General features: G+C 74.0%; 20 protein-coding genes and 2 pseudogenes. 17 read left to right on the top strand and 5 right to left on the bottom strand.

Annotation, left to right across the window (positions count from 1 at the left end; translation table 11 throughout):
- Window positions 1-67 precede the first annotated feature (67 nt).
- A pseudogene (locus ACZ5GT_RS14980) lies at window positions 68-208 on the top strand (IS630 family transposase); the annotation flags it as partial.
- A gap of 26 nt (window positions 209-234) precedes the next feature.
- Here ACZ5GT_RS14980 and ACZ5GT_RS14975 read toward each other — a convergent pair.
- A complete protein-coding gene (locus ACZ5GT_RS14975; RefSeq protein ID WP_469021756.1) occupies window positions 235-573 on the bottom strand; it encodes a hypothetical protein in 339 nt (112 codons plus the stop codon).
- 551 nt (window positions 574-1,124) lie between these two features.
- Here ACZ5GT_RS14975 and ACZ5GT_RS14970 point away from each other — a divergent pair.
- The 10 genes and pseudogenes from ACZ5GT_RS14970 to ACZ5GT_RS14925 all read left to right on the top strand — a co-directional run.
- Window positions 1,125-1,904, top strand: coding sequence for a slipin family protein (locus ACZ5GT_RS14970; RefSeq protein ID WP_469021749.1), 780 nt, complete (start codon window positions 1,125-1,127; stop codon window positions 1,902-1,904).
- Window positions 1,905-1,997: 93 nt separating this feature from the next.
- A complete protein-coding gene (locus ACZ5GT_RS14965; RefSeq protein WP_469021745.1) occupies window positions 1,998-3,365 on the top strand; it encodes an alkaline phosphatase PhoX in 1,368 nt (455 codons plus the stop codon).
- A gap of 84 nt (window positions 3,366-3,449) precedes the next feature.
- Window positions 3,450-4,970 carry an FAD-dependent oxidoreductase gene (locus ACZ5GT_RS14960; protein WP_469021738.1) on the top strand — a complete coding sequence of 507 codons (1,521 nt, stop codon included), beginning with the start codon at window positions 3,450-3,452 and terminating at the stop codon, window positions 4,968-4,970.
- A 125-nt stretch (window positions 4,971-5,095) separates the two neighbouring features.
- Complete coding sequence (locus ACZ5GT_RS14955; RefSeq protein ID WP_469021734.1) at window positions 5,096-5,974, top strand: polysaccharide deacetylase family protein; 879 nt, start codon at window positions 5,096-5,098, stop codon at window positions 5,972-5,974.
- Window positions 5,975-5,992: 18 nt separating this feature from the next.
- Window positions 5,993-6,172 carry a hypothetical protein gene (locus tag ACZ5GT_RS14950; protein ID WP_469021728.1) on the top strand — a complete coding sequence of 60 codons (180 nt, stop codon included), beginning with the start codon at window positions 5,993-5,995 and terminating at the stop codon, window positions 6,170-6,172.
- A gap of 26 nt (window positions 6,173-6,198) precedes the next feature.
- Window positions 6,199-6,924 (top strand): aminoacyl-tRNA hydrolase, encoded by a 726-nt coding sequence (locus ACZ5GT_RS14945; RefSeq protein ID WP_469021725.1) that lies wholly within the window; start codon window positions 6,199-6,201, stop codon window positions 6,922-6,924.
- Window positions 6,925-7,068: 144 nt separating this feature from the next.
- Window positions 7,069-8,457: an MbnB/TglH/ChrH family RiPP precursor modification enzyme gene (locus ACZ5GT_RS14940; RefSeq protein ID WP_469021721.1), complete on the top strand. Its 1,389-nt coding sequence runs from the start codon at window positions 7,069-7,071 to the stop codon at window positions 8,455-8,457.
- Window positions 8,458-8,590: 133 nt separating this feature from the next.
- A complete protein-coding gene (locus ACZ5GT_RS14935; protein ID WP_469021716.1) occupies window positions 8,591-9,400 on the top strand; it encodes a DUF4142 domain-containing protein in 810 nt (269 codons plus the stop codon).
- 116 nt (window positions 9,401-9,516) lie between these two features.
- Window positions 9,517-10,299, top strand: a complete 783-nt coding sequence (locus tag ACZ5GT_RS14930; protein WP_469021710.1) for a TIGR04222 domain-containing membrane protein — start codon at window positions 9,517-9,519, stop codon at window positions 10,297-10,299.
- 116 nt (window positions 10,300-10,415) lie between these two features.
- Window positions 10,416-11,981 (top strand): annotated as a pseudogene (locus tag ACZ5GT_RS14925) (alpha/beta hydrolase); the annotation flags it as partial.
- Between the two features lie 164 nt (window positions 11,982-12,145).
- Here ACZ5GT_RS14925 and hemQ read toward each other — a convergent pair.
- Both hemQ and hemG read right to left on the bottom strand, forming a co-directional pair.
- On the bottom strand, window positions 12,146-12,877 hold the full coding sequence (hemQ, locus tag ACZ5GT_RS14920; protein WP_469021707.1) for a hydrogen peroxide-dependent heme synthase: 732 nt from the start codon (window positions 12,875-12,877) through the stop codon (window positions 12,146-12,148).
- A 5-nt stretch (window positions 12,878-12,882) separates the two neighbouring features.
- On the bottom strand, window positions 12,883-14,334 hold the full coding sequence (hemG, locus tag ACZ5GT_RS14915; RefSeq protein WP_469021704.1) for a protoporphyrinogen oxidase: 1,452 nt from the start codon (window positions 14,332-14,334) through the stop codon (window positions 12,883-12,885).
- A 159-nt stretch (window positions 14,335-14,493) separates the two neighbouring features.
- On the opposite strand from hemG, the gene ACZ5GT_RS14910 reads away from it, so the two are divergent.
- Both ACZ5GT_RS14910 and ACZ5GT_RS14905 read left to right on the top strand, forming a co-directional pair.
- Complete coding sequence (locus ACZ5GT_RS14910) at window positions 14,494-15,531, top strand: DUF4349 domain-containing protein (protein ID WP_469021702.1); 1,038 nt, start codon at window positions 14,494-14,496, stop codon at window positions 15,529-15,531.
- Window positions 15,532-15,558: 27 nt separating this feature from the next.
- Window positions 15,559-16,950, top strand: coding sequence for an FAD-dependent oxidoreductase (locus ACZ5GT_RS14905; RefSeq protein WP_469021699.1), 1,392 nt, complete (start codon window positions 15,559-15,561; stop codon window positions 16,948-16,950).
- A gap of 98 nt (window positions 16,951-17,048) precedes the next feature.
- Here the strand turns inward: ACZ5GT_RS14905 and ACZ5GT_RS14900 are convergent, their stop codons facing one another.
- On the bottom strand, window positions 17,049-17,378 hold the full coding sequence (locus ACZ5GT_RS14900; RefSeq protein WP_469021696.1) for a hypothetical protein: 330 nt from the start codon (window positions 17,376-17,378) through the stop codon (window positions 17,049-17,051).
- 125 nt (window positions 17,379-17,503) lie between these two features.
- Here ACZ5GT_RS14900 and ACZ5GT_RS14895 point away from each other — a divergent pair, with 125 nt between their 5' ends.
- Window positions 17,504-18,328, top strand: a complete 825-nt coding sequence (locus ACZ5GT_RS14895) for a rhomboid family intramembrane serine protease (RefSeq protein ID WP_469021693.1) — start codon at window positions 17,504-17,506, stop codon at window positions 18,326-18,328.
- A gap of 1 nt (window position 18,329) precedes the next feature.
- On the opposite strand, the gene hemE is transcribed toward ACZ5GT_RS14895, so the two are convergent.
- Window positions 18,330-19,400 (bottom strand): uroporphyrinogen decarboxylase, encoded by a 1,071-nt coding sequence (hemE, locus tag ACZ5GT_RS14890; RefSeq protein WP_469021688.1) that lies wholly within the window; start codon window positions 19,398-19,400, stop codon window positions 18,330-18,332.
- A 242-nt stretch (window positions 19,401-19,642) separates the two neighbouring features.
- Here hemE and ACZ5GT_RS14885 point away from each other — a divergent pair, with 242 nt between their 5' ends.
- The 3 genes from ACZ5GT_RS14885 to ACZ5GT_RS14875 all read left to right on the top strand — a co-directional run bounded on the left by ACZ5GT_RS14885 (window position 19,643) and on the right by ACZ5GT_RS14875 (window position 22,764).
- Window positions 19,643-20,323, top strand: coding sequence for a DUF3000 domain-containing protein (locus ACZ5GT_RS14885; RefSeq protein WP_469021683.1), 681 nt, complete (start codon window positions 19,643-19,645; stop codon window positions 20,321-20,323).
- A gap of 272 nt (window positions 20,324-20,595) precedes the next feature.
- Window positions 20,596-21,258, top strand: coding sequence for a response regulator transcription factor (locus tag ACZ5GT_RS14880; RefSeq protein WP_324786662.1), 663 nt, complete (start codon window positions 20,596-20,598; stop codon window positions 21,256-21,258).
- A 225-nt stretch (window positions 21,259-21,483) separates the two neighbouring features.
- Window positions 21,484-22,764, top strand: a complete 1,281-nt coding sequence (locus ACZ5GT_RS14875) for an HRDC domain-containing protein (RefSeq protein ID WP_469021677.1) — start codon at window positions 21,484-21,486, stop codon at window positions 22,762-22,764.
- Window positions 22,765-22,842: the final 78 nt, after the last annotated feature.

Here is a 22,842-nt window from a genome sequence, read left to right as displayed (position 1 = left end):
GGTCGGCCGGGGTGGTGGTTCCGGCGGTTGGATGTGCGTGACGTCCGATCCGACCACTGGGGGTGTGGTGGCTGAGCCTGTCCGTGTGCGCAGGTTGACTGACCAGGCGGGGCACCAGCTGCAGCAGATCGTGCGCCGGGGCAGCACCAGCTCGGTGCGCCATCGGCGCACGATGATGCTGGCGTCGACTGGCGGCAACCGGGTGCCGTGACCGTGCCGGACGGGACTGAACAGCTAGTCCTCGCTGAACCTTTCAGCGAGAATTTCCACCTCACTCGGACCGATGATGGTCAACCACTGCAGTGCACGGCGGTTGTCGTGATGGTGCACAAGGTGGTGGGCCTCGGCCGGCCAGGGGCCGTGCTGGGGCAGTTCCTGCACAATGACCTCGTCCACGAAGTCGCAGTCCGGGCCAGCAAGGCAGGCGCGGGCATGCACGATGCCCTCAAGGCGCAGCGTCGCACCGGCGCTTTCCGAGTTCAGCTCGATGACAGCCTCGCTCGGTTGAAGATCGGTCCGAAGGACGACCGACGTCAACCAGTAGAACTGGCCGCGAAGTTGCTCAAGACTCACGGCTGAACCCTATCCCGAGCGGTTCCCGCAAGGCCGCCCTGGCAGACCGGGGTCGATGTTCCCGGACTCTGCGGGGGTCAATTTTCGCGAAGCATTGACACCGCTCACAGAAGCGACGTGGTGACTCGTTGACCTGGAACGTCCGCAACGTCAACCCGGCCGGAGCACGGCGGACGACAGGCTATTGATCTCCACCGCGACGCATGCACACAGACACATGACACGACCGCATGAGAGTTCTCCGCGACGCCCGGATCAGGACGGAACCCGTTGATCGTTTCCGGTCAGAGCACCAGCGACCAGGCCACCACGGCCCCGCCGCCACGGCCGCCACGGCCGCCACGGCCGCCACGGCCGCCACGGCCGCCACGGCCGCCACGGCCGCCACGGCCGCCACGGCCGCCACGGCCGTCGCCCCGGCCGCCACGTCTCCGCCGCCCGGCCCCGCTGCCCGGATCGCCGCCGGTCCGGGGCCGTCCGTGGCCCCGGAGCGGACACGGGCCTATCGTGGCAGGAGCAGCCATACGAGACCTCTGACGGAGGAGGTCGTCATGCTCCCAGAGCTGGTGACGGCGGTTGCCGTGGTGGGTTCCGCCGGTGTCGTCTACCTCGCCGCGGCGGCGCGGGTGGTCAAACAGTACGAACGCGGGGTGGTGTTCCGGCTGGGGCGGCTGGCCGGCTCCGCACGGCCGCCCGGTTTCACGCTGATCGTCCCGTTCGTCGACCGGCTGAGCAAGGTCAACATGCAGATCGTCACGCTGCCGATCCCGGCCCAGGAGGGCATCACCCGGGACAACGTGACCGTGCGCGTCGACGCGGTCGTCTACTTCAAGGTCGTCGACGCGGCGGCGGCGCTGATCAACGTCGAGGACTACAAGTTCGCCGTCTCCCAGATGGCGCAGACCTCGCTCAGGTCCATCATCGGCAAGAGCGAGCTGGACGACCTGCTGTCCAACCGGGAGAAGCTCAACCAGGGCCTGGAGCTGATGATCGACAGCCCGGCCGTGGGCTGGGGCGTGCAGATCGACCGGGTGGAGATCAAGGACGTGTCGCTGCCGGACACGATGAAGCGCTCCATGGCCCGCCAGGCCGAGGCCGACCGGGAACGCCGGGCGCGGATCATCAACGCGGACGCGGAACTGCAGGCGTCCAAGAAGCTGGCCGAGGCCGCCAAGCAGATGTCCGAGCAGCCCGCCGCGCTCCAGCTGCGGCTGCTGCAGACGGTGGTCGCGGTGGCCGCCGAGAAGAACTCGACGCTCGTCCTCCCCTTCCCGGTGGAGCTGCTGCGGTTCCTGGAGAAGGCCCGGGAGCAGCGCCCGCTCGAGCCGTGACACGTGCTCCGCGCGTGGTTCCCGGGCCGCGCGCCGGGTGATAGACACAGCGGGGTCACAGTTCCTGTCCGCCAGCAGGAAGGTTGCTGCCGCATGTCCGCGACACGACGTCAGATCCTCGCCCGCACCGGTGCCTTAGGCGCGGGTATCGCGTTTTCCGGGGCCCTCTCGGAACTGTTCGCCGGCACCGCCGCCGCCCAGGGCCTCGGCCACGGCGGCCACGGCCCCCTGGTCCCCGACCCGAACGGCCTGCTCGACCTGCCGAAAGGATTCAGCTACCGGGTGCTCTCCCGTGAGGGCGACCCGCTCCGGTCCGGCGAGGGCGCCGTCCCCTCCCACCACGACGGCATGGCCGCCCTGCCGGGCGGACACGGGCGCGTCCACCTGGTCCGCAACCACGAGAACCGCCCCACCGCGACCCACCCCGTGCCGGCCGTCGAGGGCCTCACCTACGACCCGGCGGGCAAGGGCGGCTGCACGGCCCTGACCCTGGATGCCCACGGCAGGGTGCTCGACGAGCGCGTCGCCGTCGCCGGCACCGCCGTCAACTGCGCCGGTGGGCCGAGCCCCTGGGGTACCTGGCTGACCTGCGAGGAGACCGAGGACAGGGCGGGCACCAACGGCTACACCAAGGACCACGGCTTCGTCTTCGAGGTCGATCCGGCCGACCCGCGCCGCACCGGCGCCGTGCCGCTGACCGCGCTGGGCCGCTTCCAGCACGAGGCGGTCGCGATCGACCCGCGCAACGGCACCGTGTACGAGACCGAGGACGCTTTCCTCCGACCCTTCGGCCTCTTCTACCGCTTTCTGCCGCACCGGCCCCTCGGCGGGGCCGGCTCGCTGCGCGCGGGCGGCAGGCTTCAGGCGATGCGCGTGCCCGGCGTGCCCGACCTCTCCCCCGTCCAGGAGACGGGCACCTCCTTCGACGGCATCGAGTGGGTCGACGTACCGGATCCGCTGGCCGCGCGGACGCCGGTGCGGCTGCAGGACTTCGGCCCGCGGGGCGTCACGCACGCGCAGAAGCTGGAGGGCTGCTACTGGGGCGGGCGGTGCGTGTACTTCGTGTCGTCGTTCGCGCGCAGCGCCGACGGCTCGGCCGCCGACCACTACGGGCAGATCTGGCGCTACGACCCCGGGGCACGCCGGCTGACCCTGGTGATCGTCTTCGGTCCGGACACCGACGTGCAGCTGCCGGGCGAGTCCCCCGACAACATCTGCCTGGCCCCCGGCGGCGGCCTGATGGTCTGCGAGGACGGCAACGGCGCCCAGTACGTCTTCGGGGTCACCCGGCAGGGCGAGGTGTACCCGATGGCCCGCGGCCGGCAGAACATCGGCACGCCCGAGTCCCCGGAGTGGGGCGAGTTCGCCGGGGTCACCTTCTCCCCGGACGGCCGGACGATGTACGTCAACTGCTACACCCCCGGCACGACCTTCGCGGTGACCGGGCCCTGGGGCGGGTAGCGGCGTCCGGGCCGCGCGACTGGCGTTCCGGGCAGCGCCGCAGCCTCGGTCACTGAACCGGCGGTGGCTGGGTACCCGGCGGCCATGAACGACAACCGGCAGGTCAGCGGCTCGTACTGGCTTCAGACCGCTCCCGGCCGCGCCCACCCGCCCCTTCGGGAGGACATCGGCGTGGACGTGGCCGTGATCGGCGCCGGCATGGCCGGGCTGTCCACGGCCCGGGAGCTGGCGCGGGCGGGCAGGAGCGTCGCGGTGCTGGAGGCGGACCGGGTGGCGGCGGGCGTCACCGGGCACACCACCGCCAAGCTCACGGCGCTGCACACGCTCGTCTACGACCGGCTGCGGCGCACCCGCGGCCCGGAGGGCGCCCGGCTGTACGCGCGGTCGCAGAGCGAGGCGATCGAGCACGCCGCCGCGGTCGTGGACGAGCTGGGCGTCGACTGCGAGTGGGAGACGCGCGACGCGTACACGTACGTCCGCGACGATGGCCGGGTGGACGAGTTGCGGGCGGAGGCGCGGGCCGCCCGGGAGGCCGGGCTGCCGGCGTCGTTCACCACGCAGACCGGGCTGCCGTTCCCGGTCGCGGGGGCGGTGCGGGTGACCGGCCAGGCGCAGTTCCATCCGCGCAAGTACCTGCTGGCCCTCACCGACGACCTGATCGCCCACGGCGGCCGGGTGTACGAGCACACCACCGTGCACGGTCTGGACGAGGGTTCCCCGTGCCGGCTGTCCACCGGGACGGGTGCCACGGTGACCGCCGGGGACGTGGTGGTCGCCACGCATTACCCGGTGTTCGACCGGGCGCTGCTGTTCGCCCGGCTCTCCCCGCGCCGCGAACTGGTCGTCGCCGGGCCGCTGCCCGCCGATCAGGACCCCGACGGCATGTACATCACCCCGGACGAGGGCACGCGCTCGGTGCGCACGGCGCCGCTCGGCGACGGGGAGGAGCGCCTCCTGATCGTCACCGGGGAGCACTTCACGCCGGGCACCGGCGACACCCCCGCCCGCTTCGACCGGCTCGCCTCCTGGGCGACCGAGCACTTCCCCGACGTCTCCCTCACCCACTCCTGGGCCACCCAGGACATCGACCCCACCGACACGGTGGCCATGGCCGGCCCGCTGCACGCGGGCGCCCGGCACACCTACGTGGCCACCGGCTTCGGCGGCTGGGGAATGAGCGGCGGCATCATGGCGGGCCTGCTGCTGACCGCGCTGATCACCGGCACACCGTGCGAGTGGAGCGGGCTGTACGATCCGCGCCGGCTGCTGACGGCGGTGCGCGAGGCGCCGTCGTTCCTGAGGACGCAGGCCGAGGTGGCCCTCCACTTCGTCGGCGACCGGCTGCGGCCCGCACCGCCGGTGGACGTCCTGCCGCCGGGCGAGGGCGCCGTCGTACGGGTCGACGGCGACCGTCTCGCCGTCTACCGCGACGACGACGGCCGCCTGCACGCCCTGTCCCCGCGCTGCACCCACCTCGGCTGCGTGGTGTCCTTCAACGCCGCCGAACGCGCCTGGGAGTGCCCCTGCCACGGCTCCCGCTTCGACACGGACGGCAAGGTGATCGAGGGCCCGGCGACACGGCCGCTGGAGCGGCGGGACCTGTGAGCGGAACGCGAAGCGGGTGACGCAGACCGCATGGACGAGGGCCGGGTGACGCCGGGCGGGTGACGCCTGGGGGACCGAAGGCCCCGCGACCGATGCGCCCGCACTTGCGGTCATATCTTCGTACGATGATCGTTCCCGTACGACGCCTGGCCGTCCTCGGCGCGCTCGCCGCCGCCCTCACCGCCTGCGGCACGGCCCAGACGCCCCCGGCCGCCCGGCCGACCGCCCGTCCGTCCCCCGCGCGGCACACCGTGGCACCCGCGCGGCCGCACACCGTGGCGCCCGCGCGGCCGCCCACCCTCGCCCCCGGCCCGGCCGGTCTCACGCCCGTCTTCACCCACGGTCCCAGGACACCGGACCGGACCGTGGCGCTCACCTTCGACGCCGACATGACCGCCGACCAGGGGGCACGGGCGGCCCGCGGGGAGCACTTCGACAACCCGGAGCTGATCGCGACCCTGCGGGCCCTGAAGGTGCCGGCGACCGTGTTCATGACGGGGCGGTGGGCCGAGCAGTACCCGGTCCAGGCGCGCGGCATCTCGCGGGACCCGCTGTTCGAGGTCGCCAACCACTCCTACAGCCACTACGCCTTCACCGGCGACTGCTACGGCCTGCCGACCGTGTCCCCGGACCGGATGCGGGCGGACGTGGAGCGGGCGTACGCCGCGTTCCGCGAGGCCGGGGTGGCGAACCCGATGCCGTACTTCCGTTTCCCCGGCGGGTGTCACGACCAGCGGGCCCTGAAGGAGCTGGCCCCGGCCGGCGTCACCGCCGTGCAGTGGGACGTGGTGAGCGGGGACGCGTTCGCCACGGACGCCGACGCGGTGGCCCGGCAGGTGCTGGACGGCGTGCGGCCGGGGTCGGTCGTGGTCATGCACTGCACCCGCAGCGCGGCCCCGGCGACGGAGCGGGCGGTGCGCACGATCGTGCCCGAACTGCGCCGCAGGGGCTACCGGTTGGTGAAGGTGTCCGAGCTGATCCGGGCCGCCGCCGCCCGCCGCTGACCGGCCTACGCTGGACGCATGAGCGACGACGACTACTGCCTGATCGACGCGGCCCGGCCGCCGAAGGCCGACGGCCCGCCCTACGCCGAGTGCGTGCTGTGCCGGGAGCCCACCGAGTACCCGCGGTCGTACAAGGGGATCACGCTCTGCCCCGTCTGCGAGTGGCAGGAGGCGCAGCGCACCGCCTGCTCCGGGTGACCGCGGCCCCCTTAGGGTGGGCCGGTGTGAGCGTTGATTCCATACCCCCGAGCGAGAGTCCCTTCCGTGCCGAGCGCACCGCGCGGGACGAGGCTCCGCAGTTCGTGCTGCCCCTCGTCGTCCGGATCGAGAAGACGGCGCCGCCCGCCCGCACCGACGCGCTGGAGACCGCCGCCCGCGCCGTGCTGGTCATGCTGAGCGACGCGCGCTCCGTCGGCGACGGCGAGTGGGCGCAGGCCGTGCGGGACTGGCAGGACGCCCGGATCCGCAAGGTGGTGCGGCGGGCCCGCGGCGCCGAGTGGCGGCGCGCCGAGGCGCTGGCCGGGATCACCGTGACGGGCGGGTCGGCGCAGGTGCGGGTGTTCCCGCCGGTGCCGCTCGACGGGTGGCCGAAGGACCTGGCCCGGCTCCAGGTGTCCGGCACCGACCTCGACGACCCGGAGCCGCCCGCGGCGGCGGACCCGTCCGGGCCCGTGCTGTGGCTGAACCCCGGCCTCGGCATGTCCGCCGGGAAGGCGATGGCGCAGGCCGGGCACGGCGCCCAACTGGCCTGGTGGGAGCTGTCGGACCAGGAACGGGCCGCCTGGCGGGACGCCGGGTTCCCGCTCGCCGTGCGCACCGCCGATCCCGGCCGGTGGGACGAACTGACCGCGAGCGGAATGCCGTTGGTGCGCGACGCCGGGTTCACGGAGATCGCGCCGGGCTCCTGCACGGTGGTCGCCGACCATCCGGCGCTGCGCCGAGCCGCCTGACCGGCGAGAGCCGGGCCGAACCTCAAATGTTGCTCTGAAGGTGCCGGGGGCGGGGTTGGGTTCCGGTCGCCGGGGCCATACCCCCGTCACACCGCGCGCCGGGCGGCCGGCGTGCGGTCGGGGAGGAAGCCGAGGAGGGGGACCATGCGGCGACTGGGGACGGGCATCGGGTGGCGGCCGGAGATCGCCGACGCGGTGGAGCGCATGCCGGGCATCGACTGGGTCGAGACCGTGGCCGAGAACGTCTGCCCCGGCCACCTCCCCGAGTCCCTGCGACGGCTGCGGGCCCGCGGGGTGACGGTGGTCCCGCACGGCGTCTCGCTCGGCCTCGGTGGCGCCGACCGCCCCGACGAGGGCCGGCTGGCCGCGCTCGCGGAGCGGGCCGAGGCGCTGGGGTCGCCGCTGGTCACCGAGCACATCGCGTTCGTGCGGGCGGGCGGGGCGCTGACCGCGTCCCCGCTGCTGGAGGCCGGGCACCTGCTGCCCGTGCCGCGCACCCGGGACGCCCTGGACGTGCTGTGCGAGAACGTCCGGATAGCGCAGCAGGCGCTGCCGGTGCCGCTCGCCGTCGAGAACATCGCCGCGCTGATCGCCTGGCCCGGCGAGGAGATGACGGAGGGCCAGTTCCTGTACGAGCTCGCCGACCGCACCGGCGTCCGGCTGCTGATCGACGTGGCCAACCTGCACACCAACCACGTCAACCGGGGCGAGGACCCGGCCGAGGCGCTCGCCGAACTCCCCCTGGAGGCCATCGCGTACGTCCATGTCGCGGGCGGCTTCGAACGGGACGGCGTCTGGCACGACAGCCACGCCCACCCGGTGCCGGAGCCGGTCCTCGACATCCTGACCGACCTCGCCTCACGCGTCTCCCCGCCCGGGGTCCTGCTGGAGCGGGATGACAACTTCCCCGAACCGGCGGCGCTGGAGGCGGAGCTGACGGCGATCCGCGGGGCCGTGGAGAGGGGCAGGGCGGAGGCGACTCCCGGAAGCGGACTGCCGGGCAACGAGGCGAAGGCGGCGCCCACGCGAGCCGTACCGCCGGTCAACGAGACGGAGGCGACGACGACCACCGGAGCCGTACCGCCGGGCAATGAGCCGGATGCGGCGGCGGTCGGCCCGGGTGTGCGGCAGCGGGTCGGGCTGGCGCAGGCGGCTCTGCTGTCCGCGCTCGTCGCCGGGACACCCGCGCCGGAGGGGTTCGACCGGGTGCGGCTGGGCGTGCAGGCGCGGGCGCTGGCCGGGAAGCGGGCGGACGTCGTGGGCAAGGTCGCGCCCGAACTGCCCGCGATCCTCGGCGATCGCTACCGTGCCGCCTTCCTCGCCTACGCCCAGGAACATCCGATGACCGGCGGGTACCGGCGTGACGCGCTGGACTTCGCCGCGCACCTGCTGCTCACCGGCGGTGCCGAAACCGCGCCCGCCCGGCGGGAGTTGCGGCAGTGGTGGCAGGACCGGTCGGGACCCGCGCCGCGGTCCCGGCGGCCGGCCGTGCGGATCGCCCGGGCGGCGCGCAGGGTGCTGCCGCACCGCTGAACCGGCCTTCCGTACCGCATTCACCCCCGTTGGCGATCATCTGACCCGGTACGGAAGGTGATACGGCCTCCGCAGTACTATGCCGATCCGCATCCGGAGCGCACCAGCTGCGGTGGGGCAAGCAGGAGGCACCATGCGACCGCGGCCGCCGGTCAGAGGCAGAGGCAGGTACAGAGGCACAGGAGCAGGCAGAGGCATCGTCAGCGGCACCGGGATCATCATCACGGGCCTGGCGGCGACCCTCGCGGCGCTGATCTTCCCGATCTGGTCCTACGCCGACCGGTCCGGGACCGGCGTCGACGTGCTGAACGCCCAGACCATGTCGACGGCGTACGGCCCGCTGTCCGCCGCCGACCGCGAGTTCGTCACCAAGGTCCGCCTCGCCGGCCTGTGGGAGCTGCCCGCCGGGCAGCAGGCCCAGCAGAAGGGCACCACCGAGGCCGTACGGACGGCGGGGCGGCACCTCGTCGAGGGGCACACCTTCCTCGACCGGCGGGTCCGCGAGGTGGCGGGCCGGCTGGGACTGCGGCTGCCCGACGAGCCCAACGCCCAGCAGAAGGGCTGGCTGGCCACCCTGGACGCGGCGCAGGGAACCGAATTCGACCGGCAGTTCGCCAACATCCTGCGGCTGGCGCACGGCAAGGTCTTCTCGCTGGTCGCACAGGTGCGCGCCGGAACCGGCAACTCGCTGGTGCGGGCGCTCGCCGACGACGCCAACACGGTGGTGCTGGACCACATCAAGGTCCTCGAGGCCACCGGGTACGTCGACTGGGACGCCCTGGCCCGCGACCTGGCCGCGAACAGCACCCCGCCGCTCACCCCGTCCCCGGCCCCGCCCGGTCCCGTCTCCGATCCCGTCCCGGCCGTACCCGTCACGCCGTCGGCCTCGACGGACTACCCGCTCCCGCCGGCCGCCTCCAGCCCGCCCCCGCCGAGCGCGTAGCCACGCCACGCCTCGTCCTGCCACACCTCAAGCGGAACGTCACATATCCGCGACTCCGCGTCCGGATGATGAACAGGGCATGGCGTCCGGTGCGGCCTTTGGCATAGAAACGCTGCATGTTCTGGGTTCTTCTGCTCCTGTCGGCCTGGGCCGTGGCCGGCACGGCGTGCGCGCGGCTGTGCCTGGCGGCGGCGCGCGCCGCGGCCGTGGACACCGACGCCGTACTGGACGCCCGGGGACACGAACTGACGCTGTACGAGGCCGCGTTCCTCTCCGGCGGGCGGAGCCGGGTGGCCGACGTGGCCATGGTCGCCATGGCACGCCGACGACGGCTGCTGCTCGCCCACACCGGCTGGGTGACGGTCGTCGAGCCGCACGGGCGGGACGACCTGGAACGCGCGGTCATCGACGCCGTCGGCCCGGAGGGGCAGAGCCGGATCGCCCCGGCCCGGGCGGCCGTCGCCGCGTCGGACGAGGTGGGCCGCATCGCCGACCGGCTGGTCCGGGCCGGCCTCGCCGAGCCGGACGGCGGCCGGGGCAGTGTCGCGGCGGGCGTCCACCGGGTGCGCCTCGCCGCGGTCGCCGTGTCCGCCCTCTGCGCAGCCGCGCTGCTGACGCCCGTTCAGGAAGGCATACCCGGCCATCTGGTCGCCCTGTGGTTCGCGCTGCCGCTGACACTGACCCTGAGCTGCCTGGCCATCGCCCGGCTCGAGGTCCACCCGTGCTCGCGCTGGGCCTCCCCCGCCGGGCAGCGGCTGCTGGGCGCCCTGACCCGGCGGGCGACCGGCGCCGACGACTGCACGTTCCTCACCTCGGTCGCCGTGCGCGGCGTCCGGGCCGCCGGCGAACCGGACCTGCGCGCCGCCTTCGCGCACCGCGACCAGCCCCGCCGGGACTGACTCCCGCCGGGGGCGCACGGGGGCATCGGCGGCGACACCGGCGGAACGGTGCTTGCCTTCCCCGGCACGCGAACGAAACATCCCTTTTGTCGCAGCCGCGCACCGAAGGGACACCGATGAGAGCTCCCGCCCTCTACACGGCCGCCGGATCCTTGCTCCTGAGCACCCTGGCCGCGGCCCCGGCCGACGGCGCGCCCGGGACTCCGGACGAGGTGCGCGGCACGGCGGTCGCCGCCGCGCGTGCCGCGGCCGCCGGCATCCGCTGGGGCACCTGCGCGGACGGCCAGGACACGCCGGGCAGCCTGCAGTGCGGCACGGTGTCCGTACCGCTCGACTACGCCCGCCCCGACGGCCGGCGGATCCGGCTGACCGTCAGCCGGGTGCGGGCCACGCGCAAGGACCCGCGCGACACAGGGCGCCCGGTGCCCCGCCAGGGCGCCCTGGTCTTCAACCCGGGCGGACCGGGCGCCGACGGGCGGTACTTCCCGCTGATGGGCCTGATGCCGGAGTGGAAGCGCATCGCGGCGGCCTACGACCTGGTCGGCTACTCCCCGCGCGGGGTGGGCCGCAGCGCCCCCCTGTCCTGCCAGGACCCGAAGACGTTCTTCAAGGGGCCCTCGCAGGCGCCCACCCACCCCTCGGAACCGTACAAGCGGGAGCGCGTCGCCGAGGCCAAGGCGTACGCGCGGGGCTGCGCCCGGCGGGCGGGCAGCGCGCTGCGGCACTACACCTCCCTCGACAACGCCCGTGACCTGGACGTCCTGCGCGCCGCGCTGGGCGAGCGGCGGCTGACGTTCGTGGGGTCGTCGTACGGCACCTACTTCGGGGCGCTGTACGCGACGCTGTTCCCCTCGCACGTGCGGCGGATGGTGTTCGACGCGGCGGTGAACCCGGACCCCGAGCAGATCTGGTACCGCAACAACCTCGCCCAGTCGGCCGCGTTCGAGGACCGCTGGGCGGACTTCCGGGAGTGGATGGCCCGGCACGACGCCGTGTACGGGCTGGGTGCGACGGCCGACGCGGTGCAGCGCAGCTACGACCGGGCGAGCGCGCGGCTCGCGGCCGAACCGGCGGGCGGCGCGGTGGGGCCGGGGCAGTTGCGCGGCGCGTTCCTGACGGCCGGCTACTACGACGACTTCTGGCCGCTGCGCGCCGAGGCGCTGTCGCAGTACCTCAAGGGCAACCCGAAGCCGCTGATCGAGCAGGCCGCGCCGGCCCGGGAGACGGCGGCCGAGGCGGAGAACGCGAGCGCCGTCTACACGGCCGTCGAGTGCAACGACGCGCCCTGGCCGACGGACTTCCGGGTCTGGGACCGGGACAACACGCGGCTCGCGCGCGTGGCGCCGTTCGAGACCTGGGGCAACGCGTGGACGAACCTGCCGTGCGCGTACTGGCCGGTGCCGCGTCAGCGGCCGCTCGACGTGCGGACCGGCCCCGGCGAGCTGCCGCCGACGCTGATCCTGGCGGCCGAGCGGGACGCCGCCGCCCCCTACGAGGGCGCCCTGGAACTGCGCCGACGCCTGTCGGGGTCGGTGCTGGTGACGGAGCGGGACGCCGGCACGCACGGCGTGGCGGGCGGCGCGAACCGCTGCGTCAACGGCTACCTGGAGGCGTACCTGCTGGACGGGCGGCTGCCGGTGCGGCGGGCGGCCTGCGCGCCGCACCGGGAGCCGGAGCCGCAGACGCAGGGTCAGAGGCAAGGGCAGGCGCGGGCGCAGTCGCAGTCGCAGTCGCAGTCAGCGGAGCGGAAGGCGGAGCCGAGGGGGGGGGGGGGGGGGGGGGGGGGGGGGGGGCCCGCCCCCCCCCCCCCCCCCCCCCCCCCCTCGGCCACTCCGGCCCGGGCCGGTCAGGCCAGCCCGGCGACCAGGTCGGCGACGGACTTGCGGCGGCCGGTGAAGAACGGGATCTCCTCACGGACGTGCATCCGGGCCTCGGAGCCGCGCAGGTGGCGCATGAGGTCGACGATGCGGTGCAGTTCGTCGGCCTCGAAGGCGAGGATCCACTCGTAGTCGCCGAGCGAGAAGGAGGCGACCGTGTTGGCGCGCACGTCCGGGAAACCGCGGGCCATCTTGCCGTGGTCGGCGAGCATGCGGCGGCGGTCCTCGTCGGCCAGCAGGTACCAGTCGTAGGAGCGCACGAACGGGTAGACGCTGACGTAGTTCCGCGGCGTCTCGTCGGCGAGGAACGCCGGGATGTGCGAGCGGTTGAACTCGGCGGGGCGGTGCAGCGCCATGTTCGACCACACCGGCTCCAGGGCGCGGCCCAGCTTGGTGCGCCGGAAGAGGTTGTACGCCTCCTGCAGCTCGTCGCTGGTCTCCGCGTGCCACCAGATCATGACGTCGGCGTCGGCGCGCAGCCCGGACAGGTCGTACGTGCCGCGGATCGTCACGTCCTTCGCGGCGAGCTGGTCGAACAGCTCCTGTACCTCGTCGGCGTAGCCCGCGCGGTCCTCGGGCAGGACGTCCTTCAGCCTGAAGACCGACCAGAGCGTGTAGCGGATGACCTCGTTGAGGTCCTTGGCCAGCTTGCCCTTGTTCGGGATCCTGCCGGACTCGGTGGTGGGGGCGTCGTCACTCATGTCCCTTATTCTCCTGCTCCTCCGTGCAGACTCTGCACCGGGTCGGCGGTGAGCCGTTGCACACCACCGAGGTCTCCGTCCAGTTGGTCCACGGCCGCGTGGGCGCTCGCGATGCAGGCCGGGATGCCGACGCCGTCGTACTGCGCGCCGCAGACGACGAGGCCGGGCAGCTTGGCGACATGCTCGCGGATGCGGGCCACGCGCGCGTGGTGGCCGACCGGGTACTGGGGCAGACCGTCGGTCCAGCGGGTGACCCGGGTCTGCAGGGGGGTGGCGTCGAGGCCGGTGGCCGCCTTCAGGTCGCGCCGGGAGACGTCGACGAGGTGGGCGTCCTCGTGCTGGAGGATCTCCGTCTCGCCGTGGCGTCCGACGGAGGTGCGCACCACCACCACGTCCGGTGCCGACTCGGCCAGCCAGCCCCACTTCTGGGAGGCGAACGTGGACGCCTTGATGGTGCGGCCGTCGACGGGCGGCACGAGGAAGCCGCTGCCGGCGGGGAGGGAGACGTCGGCGCGGCGGTAGGCGAGGGTGACCAGGGCCATGGAGGCGTACTCGACGGTGCGCAGTTCGGCGGCGGCCGCGGGGGACTCGGCCGCCAGCAGGTCCGCGGCGGCGGGCGCGGGGACGGCGAGGACCACGGCGTCGGCGTCCAGGACGCGGTCGCCCGCGGTGACCCGCCAGCCGCCGGCCTCCCGGCGCAGCCGGGTCGCCGGGTGCCCGGTGAGGATCTCGCCGCCGCGCGCGGTGACGGACTCGGCGACCGCCTGGGGCAGCGTGCCGACGCCGCCGGCGATGCCCAGGAACACCGGGCCGGTCTGCGGGCCGGCCGCGGCGCCGGCCTGGATCTCGCGGACCGCCTCGGTCAGCGAGGTGTGCGTCAGGGCGGCCCGGTAGAGCTGCGGGACCGCCGAACGCATCGAGATGCGGTAGGCGTCACCGGCGTACACGCCGCCGAGGAGGGGCTCGACGAGACGGTCGACGACCTCGCGGCCGACCCGGGCCGCCACGTACTCCCCCACCGCCACGTCGTCGCCGATCTCGGTGCGGGGCAGGTCGGCGTCGCGCTCGATGCGGGCGACGCCCTCCTCGGAGAGCAGGCCCGACAGGGCCGCGGCGGTGCCGGGGACGCCCATCACATGCCCCTTGGGCATGGGGCGCAGGGCGCCGCGGGTCCAGATGGAGGCGGTCGCGGTGGCGGGCGGCTGGAGACGGTCGGCGAGGCCCACCTCGCGGGCGAGAGCGACCGCCTCGGGGCGGCGGGCCAGCATCGACTCGGCGCCGAGGTCGACGCGGACGCCCGCGATCTCACCGGCGAGCAGCTTGCCGCCGGTCCTCTCCGACGCCTCCAGGACGGTCACGCGCGCCCCGCGCTCCAGCAGCCGGTGTGCCGCGGCCAGTCCCGCGATGCCCGCTCCGACGACGACGACCCGGCCCGTGCCCGTGCGTGATCCGCTCATGGCTCCACCCTCTCAGACGCCACCGGCACTCACGCCAGGGCCTTGTGGCCCTGTCGAGTCGTGACCGTGACCGCATCGGAACCACCCGCGCCAAACGCCCGGGCCGCCTGCCGCGTCGTAGAGACGTAATTGGTCACAGACCCACGGGGGGATGCCCACATGCGCACACAGCGTTCCGTACGACCCGCTCCGGCCCTGGCCGGGATCCTGCTCGCCGCGGCCCTCGCGCTGACGGGGTGCAGCAGCGCGAACGACAGCAGCAGCGACGCGGGCGGCGGCAGCGACAACAACAAGGCCGGCGCGCAGAGCCAGGCGCAGGCGGGTGCGCAGAGCGACGCCAAGGAGGGCGCCCCCGGCGGCGCCGCGGGCGGCGGCAAGACGTCCGGCACGCCCCGCCTCACGGCGAGCAGCATCATCCGCACCGCCTCGCTGACCGTTCAGGTCAAGGACGTGCCGAAGGCACTCGACCAGGCCCGCGTCACCACCGAGAACGCGGGCGGCTACGTCGGCGAGGAGAACACCACCCGCGACGAGGAGGGCCACGAGCACACGCGCGTGGTGCTGCGGGTGCCGGTGGAGAAGTACGACGGCGTCCTCACCGATCTGCAGGGCGCGGGCAAGCTCCTGGACCGCACCGCGAAGGCCGAGGACGTCACCGACCAGGTCGTCGACGTGGACAGCCGCATCAAGTCGCAGCGCGCCAGCGTCGCCCGGGTCCGCGAACTGATGGACCAGGCCACCAAGCTGAGCGACGTCGTCACGCTGGAGGGCGAACTGAGCGGCCGCGAGGCCGACCTGGAGGCGCTGCTGGCGCAGCAGGCGTCCCTGAAGGACCGCACGAGCCTGGCCACCATCACCCTGTCGCTGTCCGAGACGCCGGTGAAGAAGGCCGCGAAGGACGACGACGACCCGGGCTTCGTGGACGCCCTCGCGGGCGGCTGGGACGCCTTCGTGACGATGCTGCGCTGGCTGGCGGTGGCGTTCGGGGCGGTGCTGCCGTTCGCGGCCGTGGCGGTCCTGCTGGTGCTCGTCTGGCGGCGGCTGGTGCGCCCCCGCCTGCCGCGGCGGACGGCCACCGCGCCGGCGCCGGGTGCCCCGATGCCGGGCGCCACGATGCCGAACGCGCCGATGGCGGGCGCCTCGGGCCACCTTCCGGCGGCCCGGCCGGTGCCCGAGGAGGGTGGCGAGCGCCACTGAAGTCGGGGGTGGCCGTAGCGTGTTCGCATGACGATGAGCGGTGCGAGGGAGCGACTGGTCGTGATCGGCGGGGACGCCGCGGGGATGTCCGCGGCGTCGCAGGCCCGCCGGCTGAGGGGCCCCGGCGAGCTGGAGATCGTGGCGTTCGAGCGGGGCCACTTCACCTCCTTCTCGGCGTGCGGCATCCCGTACTGGGTGGGCGGCGACGTGCCCGACCGGGACCGGCTGATCGCGCGCACGCCCGAGGAGCACCGCGCGCGGGACATCGACCTGCGGATGCGGACGGAGGTCACGGAGATCGACGTCGCCCGGGGGCGGGTCCGCGCGCGTGACGTCGATTCCGGGGCGGAGTCCTGGACGTCGTACGACAAGCTGGTGATCGCCACCGGGGCGCGGCCGGTCCGCCCGGACCTGCCGGGCGTCGACGCCCCCGGCGTGCACGGGGTGCAGACGCTGGACGACGGGCAGGCCCTGCTGGACACGCTGGCCCGCACGCGCGGGCGGCGCGCCGTGGTGGTCGGGGCGGGCTACATCGGCGTCGAGATGGCCGAGGCGATGATCAACCGTGGCTACGAGGTGACGGTCGTCAACCGCGGCAGCGAGCCGATGTCCACGCTCGACCCCGACATGGGCCGCCTGGTGCACACGGCCATGGAGGGCCTGGGCATCACCATGGTCAACGACGCCGAGGTCACCAAGGTGCTCACGGGCGAGGACGGGCGGGTGCGGGCGGTGGCGACCGAGGACGCCGAGTTCCCGGCGGACGTGGTCGTCCTCGGCATCGGCGTACGCCCGGAGACCGCGCTCGCCGAGGCCGCCGGGCTGCCCCTCGGCGCCCACCGCGGCCTGCTCACCGACCTCGCGATGCGGGTGCGCGGGCAGCAGAACGTCTGGGCCGGCGGGGACTGCGTCGAGGTCCTGGACCTGGTCTCCGGCCAGGAGCGCCACATCGCGCTGGGCACCCACGCCAACAAGCACGGCCAGGTCATCGGCACCAACGTCGGCGGCGGTTACGCCACCTTCCCGGGCGTGGTCGGCACTGCGGTGAGCAAGGTGTGCGACCTGGAGATCGCGCGCACCGGGCTGCGTGAGAAGGACGCCCGCCGCGTCGGCCTGCAGTTCGAGACGGTCACCGTCGAGTCGACCAGCCGGGCGGGCTACTACCCCGGCGCCTCTCCCATGACGGTGAAGATGCTCGCCGAGCGGCGGACGGGCCGCCTGCTCGGCGTGCAGATCGTCGGCCGGGAGGGCGCGGGCAAGCGGGTCGACGTCGCGGCCGTGGCCCTGACCGCCGGCATGACGGTGGAGCGGATGACGGCCCTGGACCTCGGCTACGCCCCGCCGTTCAGCCCGGTGTGGGACCCGGTGCTGGTGGCGGCCCGCAAGGCGACGGCGGCGGTGAAACGGGGCACGGTGTAGCTGAGCACGGATGTGCCGGAGCACCGTCGTGGCAGGGGCACGGTGTGACGAGCGGGCGGGACGCGCCCCCGCCCCGGGGGCGGGTCCCGCGGCGACGCTCAGGCCGATCCGTTGATCCGCTCGATCGCCTGCCGCGCGTGCTCGGCCGGCGCCCGCGACGGCAGCGACGACACGGACGCGCTCGCGGGCATGGCACCGGCCGGCTGCTGCTCCCCCGCCGGCTTCGCGTGCGCCGCGGCCGGCCGCGCCGACCGCAGCCGGTGGCTCACCGCCTCGTCCAGCGTCACCGGCCGCTGCATCTGCGATGCCAGCCGTCCGGCCTCCTGGCCCAGCCTGGCCACGTCCTCCCAGGGCAGACGGACCACGAGGGCGAGCTCCGCCTCACCGTCGGGCAGGGCGTGCATCGCAGGAGTAACTCGGTCGTTCATCGCCTGTTCCTCACGTCGTCCCCGCGACCCGCCTTCCCCGCGCCGCGGGCGGTTGAGGAGACATACGCACGGGCGCGTGCGGCCGTTCACAGATTCGCCGATCCGATCGGGGGCAGTACTTCCCTGTGGTCATCCCCGTTCATGACGTGAACCCGGTGCGGCGCACCCCGTGGGTGACGTACACGCTGGTCGCCGCGAACGTCCTGGTCTTCCTGTACACGCCCGGCCTGGCCGGTTCCGTGGCGGGCGACAGCAGCCTGTCGCAGCTGTGCCACCTGCAGGCGTTCCTGGACCACTACGCGGCGGTGCCGCGGGAGCTGATCCACCATCAGATGCCGCGGCTGGTGCCGACCGGTGACGTGGCGGTGGGCGCGCACGGCGCGGGCTGCGTGGTGGCCCCGCCGGGCTACGACAAGTCGCCGCCGCTGTCCGTCCTGACGGCGATGTTCCTGCACGGCAGCTGGCTGCACCTGCTGGGCAACATGCTCTTCCTGGCGATCTTCGGCAACAACGTCGAGGACCGCATGGGGCACGTCCGGTTCACGCTGTTCTACCTGGTGTGCGGCTACGCGGCGTCGTACGGCTTCGCGCTGTTCAACGCCGACTCCACCGACCCGCTGATCGGCGCCTCGGGGGCCATCGCGGGTGTCCTGGGCGCCTACCTGGTGCTGTATCCGAAGGCCAGGGTGTGGGTGCTCGTGCCCTTCCTGGTCTTCCTGCCGCTCAGACTGCCCGCCTGGCTGGTGCTGGGCTTCTGGTTCGGTCTGCAGGCGGTGTACTCCTCGGGCGAGGGCGTCTCCGCCGCCGGCACCGTGGCGTACGCGGCGCACGTGGTCGGCTTCGTCGTCGGCATGCTGCTCGCCTGGCCGCTGAAACCGGGCACTCCCCCGCCGCCGGAACCGCGCGGCCTGCTGTTCGGCAGGCAGGCGCGGCCCCGGCACACCTGGTGAGTCAGCGCACGGTGTGCGTGTGGACGTAGTCCACGAGCCGGGTGAGTGCGTCGGGGTCGGTGGACGGCATGACGCCGTGGCCGAGGTTGAAGACGTGGCCCTCCAGGCCGGCCGCGGCGTCGAGCACCTCGCGGGTCTTCGTCTCGACGGCCTCCGTGGTGGCGAACAGCACCGTCGGGTCGAGGTTGCCCTGGAGCGCCTTGCCGGGGCCGACCCGCCGGGCGGCCTCGTCGAGGGGGACGCGCCAGTCGACGCCGACGACGTCCGCGCCGGCCTCGCCCATCAGCTTCAGCAGTTCGCCGGTGCCGACGCCGAAGTGGATGCGCGGGACGCCGTACCCGGCGACGGCGTCGAAGACCTTGGCCGAGGCGGGCATCACCGAGCGGCGGTAGTCGGCGGGGGCGAGCGCGCCGGCCCAGGAGTCGAAGAGCTGGACCGCGGAGGCGCCCGCCTCGATCTGCACCTTCAGGAAGGCGGCCGTGATGTCCGCGAGGCGGTCGAGCAGGTCGGCCCACAGCTCCGGGTCGCCGTACATCATCGCCTTGGCGTTCTCGTACGTGCGGGACGGGCCGCCCTCGACGAGGTAGCTCGCGAGGGTGAAGGGGGCGCCGGCGAAACCGATGAGCGGGGTCGGGCCGAGCTCGCGGGTCAGCAGGCCGATCGCCTCGGTGACGTAGGAGACGTCCTCGGGGGTCAGGTCGCGCAGCCGCGCCAGGTCGGCGCGGGTGCGGACCGGCTGCTCGACGACCGGGCCGACGCCGGGCTTGATGTCGAGGTCGAGGCCGATGGCCTTCAGCGGCACGACGATGTCGCTGAAGTAGATCGCCGCGTCCACCCCGTGCCGGCGCACCGGCTGCAGCGTGATCTCGGTGACCAGGTCGGGCCGCATGCAGGAATCGAGCATCCCGATGCCCTGGCGGACCTTGCGGTACTCCGGCAGGGAGCGCCCGGCCTGCCGCATGAACCACACCGGCGTGTGCGGCACGGGCTCGCGCCGGCAGGCCCTGAGGAAGGCGGAGTCGTACGTGGCGGTCGGCTGCGGGCGGCCCGCGGGGGTGTCGTTGGCACTCACGGGGAAAGTCTCGCACGACGCCGGCCGCCGCCCTCCGCCCAACCCGGCCGCCGCCCTCCGCCGACCCGACCGGCGCCCTCCGCCCAACCCGACCGGCGCCCTCCGCCCAACCCGGCCGGCGTCCTCCGCCCAACCCGGCCGATGCCCTTCGCCCGACCCGCGCCGCCGCACGGCCGGTCCGGCGGCGTGGGCCCGGGGTGTCTAGGCCAGCGCGAAGCCCCGGTTCCCTTTAACCTTCCCGCATGGCTGCGGCTCAGGAACGACTGTCGGACGGCGCTGGCGACATGGACGACGCGAAGGACACCGGGGATGCGGACCGGCATGCGGGCATCACGGCTCCGCCGGCCTTCCGGGCCGCGGTCGAGGCGCTGCGCGGCAGCCGGCTGCGGCCCCAGATCGAGGTGGAGCCGACCCGCGCGCCGCAGCGGCTGGCGCCGTTCGCGTACGCGCTGGAGGCCACGGTCGTCGACGGCGACCAGGACCTGGCCGACGGCAGGCTGGTGCTGCTGCACGAGCCGGAGGGGCACGACGCCTGGCGGGGCGCCTTCCGGCTGGTGACGCTGGTGCGCGCGGAGCTGGAGCCGGAGATGGCCGCCGACCCGCTGCTGCCCGAGGTGTGCTGGTCGTGGCTGACCGGCGCGCTGCAGGCGCGTGGGCTGGCCTGCGGCGAGCCCAGCGGCACGGTCACCCGGGCGAGTTCCCACTACTTCGGCGGGCTGGCAGAGCGTCCCGCCGCCTCGCAGATCGAGATCCGCGCCTCCTGGACGCCGCGCGAGGGCCTGGGCGGCGTCCCGGACACGGCCGGCCACCTCGCCGCCTGGTGCGATCTGCTGGCGCAGGTAGCCGGGCTGCCGCCGGCCGGACCGGGCGACGCGTCGGTGGTGACGCTGCCGCAACGCCGCGGCCCGCAGTCCCCCCGCTGACCGAGGCAGCCTCCCCGCCGGACACGACAGCCTGCCCACCGACCACGGCAGGCCCCCACTGACCACCTTTTTGCCCATCTCTTTGTCGATACGGCCACTTTCAGTCATAGGTGACCCCTCGAACGAACCGATTCGTTCACCGAACGATCGACAGCCTGTCCGAATTGCGCAGATTGTTACTCACTAAATCGTGATCTTTTTCTAAAGGCCCGGAGGTTTGGTGCCGAAGACGACTTTGACCTACAAAGCCGTCCCACCCCCCAGGAGGCCTGGTGTCCGTTCTCCTCGAGCAGCCCGCAAGCCTGGTCGCCTACCGCCCGAACAAGCCGACCGCAATGGTGGTCGTGGCCGACCCGCGCGTCCGCTCCACCGTCACCCGCCACCTGTGGGCGCTCGGTGTGCGCGATGTCATCGAGGCCTCGTCCGTCGCGGAGGCTCGTCCCCGCATCGGCAACCCCCGCGACATCTGTGTCGCCGACGTCCACCTGCCCGACGGCTCCGGCCTCACCCTCCTGTCGGAGACCCGCGCCGCGGGCTGGCCCAACGGACTCGCCCTCTCCGCCGCCGACGACATCGGCGCCGTGCGCAACGCCCTCGCGGGCGGTGTGAAGGGCTACGTCGTCACCGGCACCCGTACCAACGTCGGGCTCCCCACCCGGCCGGGCGCCGCTCCCATCGGCGCGGCCGCCGCCCGTCTGCACCGCCGCCACCCGGGCGCCCCGAGCCACCCGGGCGGCTACCGCGAACTGTCCGGCCGTGAGGTCGAGGTGCTGCGGCTGGTTGCGGAGGGCCAGTCGAACAAGGCGATCGGCGTCTCCATGGGCCTGTCCGCACTGACCGTCAAGAGCCACCTCGCCCGCATCGCGCGCAAGCTCGGCACCGGCGACCGCGCCGGCATGGTCGCCGTGGCCCTGCGCACCGGCATCATCCACTGACCCCCACTCCCCCACTGATCCCCGCTGCCCCCGCAGACCCCGACCCCGGACACCGCCCCCGATCGTTCACCGGCGTGAATAGGACCGGCCCCCGAGCCCCGTCCGCCCGCCCATCCACGTCGTGAACCGGACGTTTCATCGTGCTGACCGGTTTACGACCCCCAGGCGCCCGCCGACGGAACGTTACGTCGGCGGGCGCTGTCCACACACAGATACCCTTGACAGGTGACCGACGCCCAAGAGACCGCAGCAGACATCTCACTGCGAACCACCGGAGGCGCCCCTCCGGACGACGGCGGATCTACTGACGACGGGGCGCCGATTCCTTTGCTGGACCCGCGCGAGGGCATTCCGCCCGTCACCGCCGACGAGGACGCCCTCGCCGAGGTGATCGCCGCCTTCGCCGCCGGCTCCGGACCCGTGGCCGTCGACGCCGAGCGCGCCTCCGGCTACCGCTACGGCCAGCGGGCCTACCTCGTCCAGCTGCGCCGCGAGGGCGCGGGCAGCGCGCTGGTGGACCCGGTGGCCTGCCCCGACCTCTCCGGTCTCGGCGAGGTGCTGGCCGACGCGGAGTGGGTGCTGCACGCGGCCTCCCAGGACCTGCCGTGCCTGCGGGAGATAGGCATGGTGCCGACCCGGCTGTTCGACACCGAACTCGCGGGGCGCCTCGCCGGGTTCCCGCGGGTCGGGCTGGGCGCCATGGTCGAGGGCGTCCTCGGATTCGTCCTGGAGAAGGGACACTCCGCCGTCGACTGGTCCACCCGCCCGCTGCCCGAGCCGTGGCTGCGGTACGCGGCGCTGGACGTCGAGTTGCTGGTGGACCTGCGCGACGCGCTGGAGAAGGAGCTGGACCGGCAGGGCAAGCTGGAGTGGGCCCTGCAGGAGTTCGACGCCATCGCGGCCGCGCCGCCCGCCGAGCCGCGCAAGGACCCCTGGCGCCGCACCTCCGGGATGCACAAGGTGCGCCGGCGCCGGCAGCTCGCCGTCGTGCGCGAGCTGTGGCAGACCCGGGACCGGATCGCCCAGCGGCGGGACGTCTCCCCGAGCAAGGTGCTCGGCGACGCCGCGATCGTCGAGGCGGCGCTGGCGATACCGGCCAACGTGCACGCGCTGGCCGCGCTGAACGGGTTCGGGCACCGCATGGGACGCCGCCAGCTGGAGCAGTGGCAGGCCGCGGTGGACCGCGCCAAGGAACTCCCCGACGCCCAGCTCCCGCAGCCCGGCCAGCCGGTGACGGGCCCCCCGCCGCCGCGGGCCTGGGCCGACAAGGACCCGGCCGCCGCGGCCCGGCTGTCGGCGGCGCGGGCCGCGGTGTCGGCGCTGGCGGAGCGGCTGAACATGCCGCAGGAGAACCTGATCACGCCGGACACCGTGCGGCGCGTGTGCTGGGAACCGCCGCAGGTCGTGGACGCGGAGTCGGTGGCGGCCGCGCTCACCGGGCACGGCGCGCGGCCCTGGCAGGTGGAACAGGTCACGCCGGTGCTGGTGACCGCCCTGTCCGCCTGACCGCCGCCCGGGTCTTCCGGCACCGCCCGACGTCGAGATCACGCCAAGATCCTGAAGATCCCGGCCCGGCGCACGGAG

The sequence above is a fragment of the Streptomyces sp. NPDC031340 genome, assembly GCF_055569945.1.
This window is presented reverse-complemented; position numbering and strand designations above follow the sequence as displayed.